Below are 7,730 nucleotides of genomic sequence, written 5' to 3' on the forward strand. Positions count from 1 at the left end.
GATATCCAAATATTGATTGACCAATTTTATACAATAAGTAAATGAAGAGGAGTTAAATCAATGCCTAATCCATTTCCGGGGATGAATCCTTATTTAGAAAGTCCTGAATTGTGGCGTTCTGTTCACAATAGGTTAATAGTGGCGATCGCAGATTTGCTGACTCCGCAACTGCTACCTAAATATTTAGTAGATATCGAACAAAGAATTTATCAAATCAGCGGTGAAGATGCTTTACTAATTGGAATTCCCGATGTTACGATACAGCGCTCACCAACTCCAGCAACCGAAACTAATTCTAATGTCGCCGTTGCTGCTCCGCCAGCCCAATCTTTGAAGGTGAGAATCCCTTTACCGATGGAAGTAAAAGAAAGTTATTTGCAGATCGTCGAAACCGAAACTAAAAAGGTAGTGACGGTGATTGAAGTGCTTTCACCAACAAACAAGCGCCCCGGAAAAGGGCGAGAAATGTATGAAGAAAAACGAGAAAAAGTATTTAGCAGTCGCACTCATCTGGTAGAAATTGACTTGCTGCGAAGTTACCAACCTCTACCAGTTTTTGGTAACGATGTTGAGGCAAGTTATCGAATTTTGGTAAGTCGGGGATATCAGCGTCCGATCGCAGATTTGTACCTTTTTAATTTACCCGATATTATTCCTCCGTTTCCCTTACCTTTGCGCGCGGGCGATGCAGAACCAATTGTAGATTTACAAGCGTTATTAAATGGGGTTTACGATCGCGCAGCCTATGACTTTAGAATAGATTACACCGTCGCACCCGTTCCCGCGCTGTCCGAAACTGATGCTGCTTGGGCGGATGTTTTGTTGGAGGAAAGGGGATTGAAAGGGCGATCGCAAATAACAACTGATAGTTAAGCGCCTAACCGCTTTTTCAAAGCATCCAAAAAATGAACAGACCAATATTCAAGGAATCGGCTTTTCAGAGGTTTGATGAATTTATCCCAAGGATTGAGGTCAACAATATAATTACCGATTTTGATGCCAACCGGCTCTAAATGTTTGCCTTCTATTTCCTGTCTCAATAAAGGCAATTTTCTATTACTTAGCTGTTGTATGAGCCAAAGTACATCGCTGTTTTTTTGTATTTCTGGACTTTTGTTGATATCATTGATAGAACCAGCAATTTCATCTCGGTCGAAAGAAATTATTGCAGTCAAATTAAACAGAGAACTATTAGCAATAAAGCATTGAGTTTGTTCTCTGGTTGGTAGCACTCCTAAGCGGAACTTGTCTAACAATTGTGCTAGCGATCGCACTGGAATAGCGCTCTCTGTATTACTGATATCAGGAGCAATTAATAAGGACGGCTGGCCTTTAATTGAAGGTCGGTCGATGCCCAGATTTTCGATTAACCTTTGAATCCGTTCGTAGTCAGGGCGATCGCAGAATTTCTCCACAATATTTGGATACCGATCGTCGCTTAAAAATTCTAAAAGAGCAATATACTTGCATCCCAGACTGTGACCAACCCAAAAATAACTCGATGGTTCTTGATAAATTTCGCTTTCATAGCCTAATCTTTGAGCAATCTCGGTCAGTTCTTTTCTCAGTATCTCCTGTTCTTTTAATAACCCAATAGCGATCGGCCAGTGACGAAAAGTAAATCTAAATGGCAAAGCAATTACGGTATAACCTTCTTCAAACAACTGTTGTAAAAAATATCGATAAAACAAAGTTGGCAAACTACCAAAAAAAGTTCCACCAATAAATTGAACAACACCTTTGGGCTGCGGATGAACAGCCACCCAACTAAAAGAAACAGGCTGAAATTTAAATGAGTTCGACATTTGAATAAAGCTCAGTGAGTGTAGAAGTGGGCGTAATTAAACGTAATCAAACGTAAGGTGGGTCTTGCCCACCTTACAGTTACTTACCCTTTAACAGTTCTAGCTGCGAGACATTCTGACAGGAATATCAAATTTGTCCATCACTGTATTTAGGTCTTTCAAATTGATATCACTGGGATCGAGTTGGGCTAGCAGTTGCACTAGCGTTCTAGCTTTTTCTGGATTGTCTGCTTCCAAACTAGCCAAGTCCGAAGTACCGTTGCGTAACTCTTCCAAAAGCGGCTCAAGGATTGGCGAGACGAGAATTGGTCCGCCGATAACTTGTTCGGGTGGTTCAGGAGGAATTTCGTTTAAGGCTTTTCCACTGGCGATCGCTAAAGTGTAATTAATTTGATCGAAGTCTAGGTCAGGATTAGGAGGACTAGGAGGTACTGTTGCGAAATCATTCGGCAAGAAAGTACCGCGAATTTCGGGATTCAATAATACCTTGACTGGTCGCAGGGGTGCAGGAAATATTTTGCGCCGAAATAGTGAGACAAACCCGCGCACTTCCAACATACTTGCAGCCAGAACGTCTGGCAGTTTAGGCAACAATTGAAAAGATGCTGTTTTGCGAGCGGGTATTCTGAAAGATGCGCGATATATCTCAGGTTTCATTTGATCCTGAATCAGAGGTACCTGGATGTTATCGGCTTCAGCATCAAAAAATATGACAGCGTTGTCGAGCAAGGTTTTATTCGGGTTTGGCAGCGTGGGTAAGCTGACGGTAAACTCAATCCGATATCGCACGTCGAACTCTTCGAGATTGGAGATGGTGAGAAAGTATCCCTGAACGATTCGACGAGCCACTGGGTCGAGGTTTGGAGGGAGAAGGTTCAGAGGTGCGATCGGCTTTGCGAGGAGTTCAAAGGTGGAAATTTCCATGTTGTTTTCAGAGTAATTTAACTTTTTGGGCTAGTCTTTACCCGGGAAAATTTGTTTATGTTTTTCCGTGGCTATATCTATGAATAACTGCCCGTCGCGGTTGGTTAACAGTCGCTTTTTCTGGTGACACTCATTTGAGTTAACTCAAATGAGTGTCGCTTGATTGTGCGTCTTGACAATTTAAAAATTTTTGTTAAACCGCTTAGGAACGCGGATCGGCAATTTAATTTATCCTTGTGTATCTGGGGATGAAGATAAAATATCGAATCGATCGTCAGTCCGATCGCACATTAATCTGTTGGTATAATCCTCGTTAAACAGACCCGCGGCCCTCTGAAACCTAAAAAATCCTACACAAAACGTTACATATTTGTTACTATCGGGGCGAGCCTGTCCTCAGCAGCCCCTTTGTTAACCTTCTAAACTAACGACTATGAGTCAACCTCCCTCAGCAATTCCCGCTTCCGAAGAGTCCGCCGAAACCCCGACAGCGCCGACAAACACTGCACCTCCACCGAGTTATGTCAAGCTGGCGATGCGGAACATGGTTCGCAAGCGGGCGACTTCTTTGTTTCACTTTGCCTTGACAGCGGCGGGACTTTTAGGCGTACTCGTCGGTTTGGCTTTTCTCGATCGATATTTCAATTCTTAATCGGGGATTTAAACAATCAGCCTCTAATTTCCGCTGATGTTTTTCATCTTTCATAATCGGAAGTTAAACTGATTGTGTTCCCGGCCAGTTGCAATTTTCAACAGATTATTGTAATGTGCCTGCTGAAAGCAAAAAGTCTATTAGCTCGATCGCGGAATTGGAATTTGTAAAAAAATTGAATATATCGCTTGACAGGAGATCAAAAAAATGTTAATAGAGGTGAACGTCGAAGACTGTTACGGGCTCGCCCAGCAGTCAGCCGACGCTTCCAGCCTCCCTGAGATTGCAGCCAGCGGGGAGATTTCAGGCGAAACCTGGGAAAATTGGTTTAGCGTTTGGCTGGAAAACCAGGCGGCGGATGTGCCAGTTGCCCCGGGCTACGAAGTCAGTCTGCGTTTAACCGCCGATACGGAGATGCAATGCCTCAACCTCCAGTACCGCCAGCTCGATCGATCGACCGATGTACTAGCTTTCGCAGCTTTAGAGGTAGACTGTCCTCAACTAGAGGAAATGCAGTCATCTGAACCTTTATACTTGGGTGATATCGTCATCTCGATCGATACAGCTAACCGACAAGCCCAGCAGCAAGGACATCCGCTGAAAACCGAACTAGCTTGGCTCGCAACCCACGGTTTTTTACATCTTTTGGGCTGGGATCACCCGGATGAAGAAAGTCTGACTCAAATGCTCGATCGACAAGAAACATTGCTGCGGGCGATCGGTCTTGCGATCCAAACAGGATAACTGAAGTTGATGGTTACTTAACAAATCATGTCAAGCCCAACATAACTTTCTGAAATTAAACCAGAACTTTAGTAAAAACTTAGAAAAGTTACCTAGACTTGATGAAGTTAATTTGAAAAGTTTAGCTTTCATTCATCTCTGTAAATTAAAGTTGGTTCTTTATGACACTAGATAGACCCTCAATTTCATCACAAATCGCACAGTTTCTGCCCATGCCTCAAGACTCTTCTAGCCAGACAGTCCACGAGTCTAAAAAAGCCTTGAAATACAACCGAGAGCTGTCCTGGAAAATCGCATCTAGCTTAGCTACGAGTTTTAGATACGCTTGGGGGGGTCTGAGTTATGCTTTTGAAACTCAGCGCAATTTTCGGATTCACACAATTATAGGAACATTGGCGATCGGACTCGGGCTATTTTTACAACTGAAACCTGTAGAAATATCTGTGATCGGCGTCACCATTGGCATAGTTTTAGCCATGGAACTTTTGAATACGGCGATCGAATCGGTGGTAGACTTGACAGTCGGGCAATCTTACCACGAACTAGCCAAAATTGCCAAAGACTGCGGTGCCGGAGCGGTTCTGGTATCGGCAATGGCTGCGATCATAGTCGGTGCTGCACTTCTGCTTCCTCCTTTGTGGGCAGTCGTTCAAATTGCGATCGCCCGTCAGTAACTTATTAGACCCAGAAAATTTTAGGTTTTAGATGACCAATTTGAGATTTTTAGTTTTATTCGTCTATATTGCAGCTATTCTTATCTTCGGCATCTATCTAAAATCTTGAAACCCTTGCTTTCAGGCAGCGAGTCAATCTAAAATCTAAAATCTAAAACCTAAAATCTAACTTAACCCGTGATTATAGTCATCGATAACTACGACAGTTTTACATACAATTTGGTACAGTATCTAGGAGAACTGGGTGCTGAGTTGCCGGTAGCAAGCGAAGTGCAAGTCTACCGCAACGACCAAATTTCATTAGCACAAATTCGCCGATTGCAGCCGGCAGCAGTGGTGATTTCTCCAGGCCCGGGGCGGCCGGAAGATGCGGGAATTTCTCTGGAATTAATCAAAGAATTAGGCCCGACTCTACCAATTTTAGGCGTGTGCCTCGGACATCAAAGTATCGGTCAAGTATTCGGGGGTAAAATTGTTTCTGCACCCGTGTTGATGCACGGCAAAACTTCTCAGGTAGAACACGCAGGCACCGGAGTTTTTCAGGGCGTGGAATCGCCGATGATTGCAACTCGCTATCACAGTTTAGTAATTGAAAAGCAGACTTGTCCAGAAGTTTTGGAAATTACCGCTTGGGTTGAAGACGGAACTATTATGGGCGTGCGGCATCGGGAACATCCGCACATTGAAGGTGTACAGTTTCACCCGGAAAGTATTTTGACGACTTCTGGAAAGCAATTATTGCGAAATTTTTTGGAACGGCTTTAGTTGGGTTTTGAATTTTGAGTTTTTGTCTGCATCTTTCGGGTGCGAAATCCACACCTGACTGTTCAAATTATCTAAATCTTTAGGGTGGCACTGCGAACTTTACGGTAAAACTAGGGTGCAGATTTTCGCATCTCAACCGCCCACAAAAGGATACAAGCCCCAAAAATGGTCGTGGTGAACCCCAAATTTTAGACGAAAGTTCCATATCCCAGATTCATCTGTGGAGTAAATCTAAAATCTAAAATCTAAAATCTAAAATCGATTGACTGTGTTTTGTGGTATAACAACAAACGACCAACACCCGACAACCCCAACCACAAGATGAAACGGCGACAATTAATACGTTACGCACAGACGGGTTTGCTAGCAGCTTTAGCAACTGGTTTACCATCTGGATGGGAAAGCTATCAAGCTCAAACTGCTGATTCTTTGTCGGTTCAGTGGTTGGGGCACACTTGCTTCTTGTTCGCCGGAGGCGGTGCGAGGGTGCTGGTGAATCCTTTTCGCCCCCTAGGCTGTACCGCAGGCTATCGCTCTCCTAAAGTGCCAACAGATTTGATTCTGATTAGCAGCCGGTTGCTTGATGAAGGGGCGATCGACGGATTTGCGGGCAATCCCGGCCTTTTGTACGAGCCTGGGGCTTACAGGTCTAACGGGCTGCGGATTCAAGGGATTCGGACGGAAAAAGACCGTGAGGGAGGAAGGCGATTTGGGGTCAATGTGGCTTGGCTGTGGCAGCAAGCGGGCGTTAAGATTTTACACTTGGGCGGAGTTGCTGGCCCGATCGGCATTGAAGAACAAATCTTGATCGGGCGGCCCGATGTAGTGCTGATTCCCGTGGGCGGCGGGCCCAAAGCTTACACTCCGGCGGAAGCGAAGCAAACTTTGCAACTTCTCAAACCGAAGATGGTGATTCCGACACATTTCAAAACCCAAGCCGCCGATGCTGCTGCGTGCGATTTAGTGCCGCTAGATGAATTCTTGGCGCTGATGGATGGTACGCCGGTGCGCCGATTGAATAATGACACGATTTCGATCAAATCTGCTGACTTACCCCAAACTGGTTCGGTGATTGAGGTTTTGAGTTACAGATTTAGCGGTTGATGCCCGATTGCTCAGCTTGCGTTATAGTAAGGAAGTTTTGTTCGATCGGGGATGCAAGAGAAATTTCTCTCTATCTTAGCCTCTGGCAACCTTGCCTTTTGTCGAGATTTGGCTAACATAACAATTCATGTTCACTGTTTTATCTCCTAAGGAAATGCAAGCGCAATGAAAAATCAAAATTTACCTAGCTGGATGAAACAACTGACAGGTTTCGCAGGAATAATCGGCGCTAGCGCGTTGATTGGTTTCCCGGCTTGGGCTCACATCACCTCCAGCACCAATGTTGCTAATGCAACTCAAACTCCACAAGTTGCAGGAAATGTAAAAACCACTGCTTCACCGGCACCAACTGGCGTTTCACAGACACCAACTGGCACTTCACCGGCGGCACCAACTGGCGCTTCGCCGGCACCAACTGGCGCTTCGCCGGCACCAACTGCCGCTACTAAGGATATCGTTGCTATTGCATCTGGCGACGCTCAATTCAAGACACTGACGAAGGCTTTAGGAGCAGCAGGTTTGGTTACAACTTTACAAGGAAAAGGCCCTTTCACTGTTTTTGCTCCGACTGACGCGGCATTTGCTGCTTTGCCAAAAGCAACTGTGGATGATTTGCTCAAACCGGCCAACAAAGCCAAACTTACTAAGATTTTAACTTACCACGTTGTTCCTGGTTCGGTTTTATCTACTAGCCTCAAATCCGGCGATGTTAAAAGTGTCGAAGGCAGTTCGCTCAACGTAGCAGTTAGCGCAGGCAAAGTTACTGTCGGCGGCGCTAATGTTGTGAAAGCTGATATCAAAGCTAGCAACGGCGTTATTCACGTAATTGACAAGGTATTGATGCCGCCTGCTCCAACAAGGTAGGACTAGCGTTTTTTCCATCAATTGATGTCAGATTCGGTTAAATGAAAGCGAAATAAGGACACAACAATGTTGTGTCCTTATTTTTATGGCAGGCTATTCAGAATTAATATATAGCAATTCCATTTGAGATGTAAATATGTATTTCGATGGTAAAATAGAAAAGTTTGATAATAAATGAAAGGGAAGAAAGCAAATGGA

General features: G+C 44.5%; 9 protein-coding genes. 7 read left to right on the plus strand and 2 right to left on the minus strand.

Annotation, left to right across the window (positions count from 1 at the left end; translation table 11 throughout):
• Window positions 1-60 precede the first annotated feature (60 nt).
• Window positions 61-873, plus strand: a complete 813-nt coding sequence (locus E5S67_RS23170; protein ID WP_172190721.1) for a DUF4058 family protein — start codon at window positions 61-63, stop codon at window positions 871-873.
• Here the strand turns inward: E5S67_RS23170 and E5S67_RS23175 are convergent.
• Together E5S67_RS23175 and E5S67_RS23180 are read right to left on the minus strand one after the other, a co-directional pair.
• Window positions 870-1,805 carry a DUF1350 family protein gene (locus tag E5S67_RS23175; RefSeq protein ID WP_172190722.1) on the minus strand — a complete coding sequence of 312 codons (936 nt, stop codon included), beginning with the start codon at window positions 1,803-1,805 and terminating at the stop codon, window positions 870-872. The two genes, E5S67_RS23170 and E5S67_RS23175, sit on opposite strands and share 4 nt — an antisense overlap.
• 99 nt (window positions 1,806-1,904) lie before the next feature.
• Window positions 1,905-2,729 carry a hypothetical protein gene (locus tag E5S67_RS23180; RefSeq protein ID WP_172190723.1) on the minus strand — a complete coding sequence of 275 codons (825 nt, stop codon included), beginning with the start codon at window positions 2,727-2,729 and terminating at the stop codon, window positions 1,905-1,907.
• A 433-nt stretch (window positions 2,730-3,162) separates the two neighbouring features.
• Here E5S67_RS23180 and E5S67_RS23185 point away from each other — a divergent pair, with 433 nt between their 5' ends.
• The 6 genes from E5S67_RS23185 (at window position 3,163) to E5S67_RS23210 (ending at window position 7,532) form a co-directional block, all read left to right on the plus strand.
• Window positions 3,163-3,381 carry a DUF3285 domain-containing protein gene (locus E5S67_RS23185; RefSeq protein WP_172190724.1) on the plus strand — a complete coding sequence of 73 codons (219 nt, stop codon included), beginning with the start codon at window positions 3,163-3,165 and terminating at the stop codon, window positions 3,379-3,381.
• A 207-nt stretch (window positions 3,382-3,588) separates the two neighbouring features.
• Window positions 3,589-4,125 (plus strand): rRNA maturation RNase YbeY, encoded by a 537-nt coding sequence (gene ybeY / locus E5S67_RS23190; RefSeq protein WP_172190725.1) that lies wholly within the window; start codon window positions 3,589-3,591, stop codon window positions 4,123-4,125.
• A gap of 212 nt (window positions 4,126-4,337) precedes the next feature.
• Complete coding sequence (locus E5S67_RS23195) at window positions 4,338-4,799, plus strand: diacylglycerol kinase (protein ID WP_246276945.1); 462 nt, start codon at window positions 4,338-4,340, stop codon at window positions 4,797-4,799.
• A gap of 177 nt (window positions 4,800-4,976) precedes the next feature.
• Window positions 4,977-5,564 (plus strand): glutamine amidotransferase-related protein, encoded by a 588-nt coding sequence (locus E5S67_RS23200; RefSeq protein ID WP_172190727.1) that lies wholly within the window; start codon window positions 4,977-4,979, stop codon window positions 5,562-5,564.
• Window positions 5,565-5,885: 321 nt separating this feature from the next.
• A complete protein-coding gene (locus tag E5S67_RS23205; RefSeq protein WP_172190728.1) occupies window positions 5,886-6,668 on the plus strand; it encodes an MBL fold metallo-hydrolase in 783 nt (260 codons plus the stop codon).
• A gap of 165 nt (window positions 6,669-6,833) precedes the next feature.
• On the plus strand, window positions 6,834-7,532 hold the full coding sequence (locus E5S67_RS23210; RefSeq protein WP_172190729.1) for a fasciclin domain-containing protein: 699 nt from the start codon (window positions 6,834-6,836) through the stop codon (window positions 7,530-7,532).
• The last annotated feature ends 198 nt before the right edge of the window (window positions 7,533-7,730 follow it).

This window comes from Microcoleus asticus IPMA8 (assembly GCF_013179805.1).
GTDB lineage: Bacteria > Cyanobacteriota > Cyanobacteriia > Cyanobacteriales > Microcoleaceae > Microcoleus > Microcoleus asticus.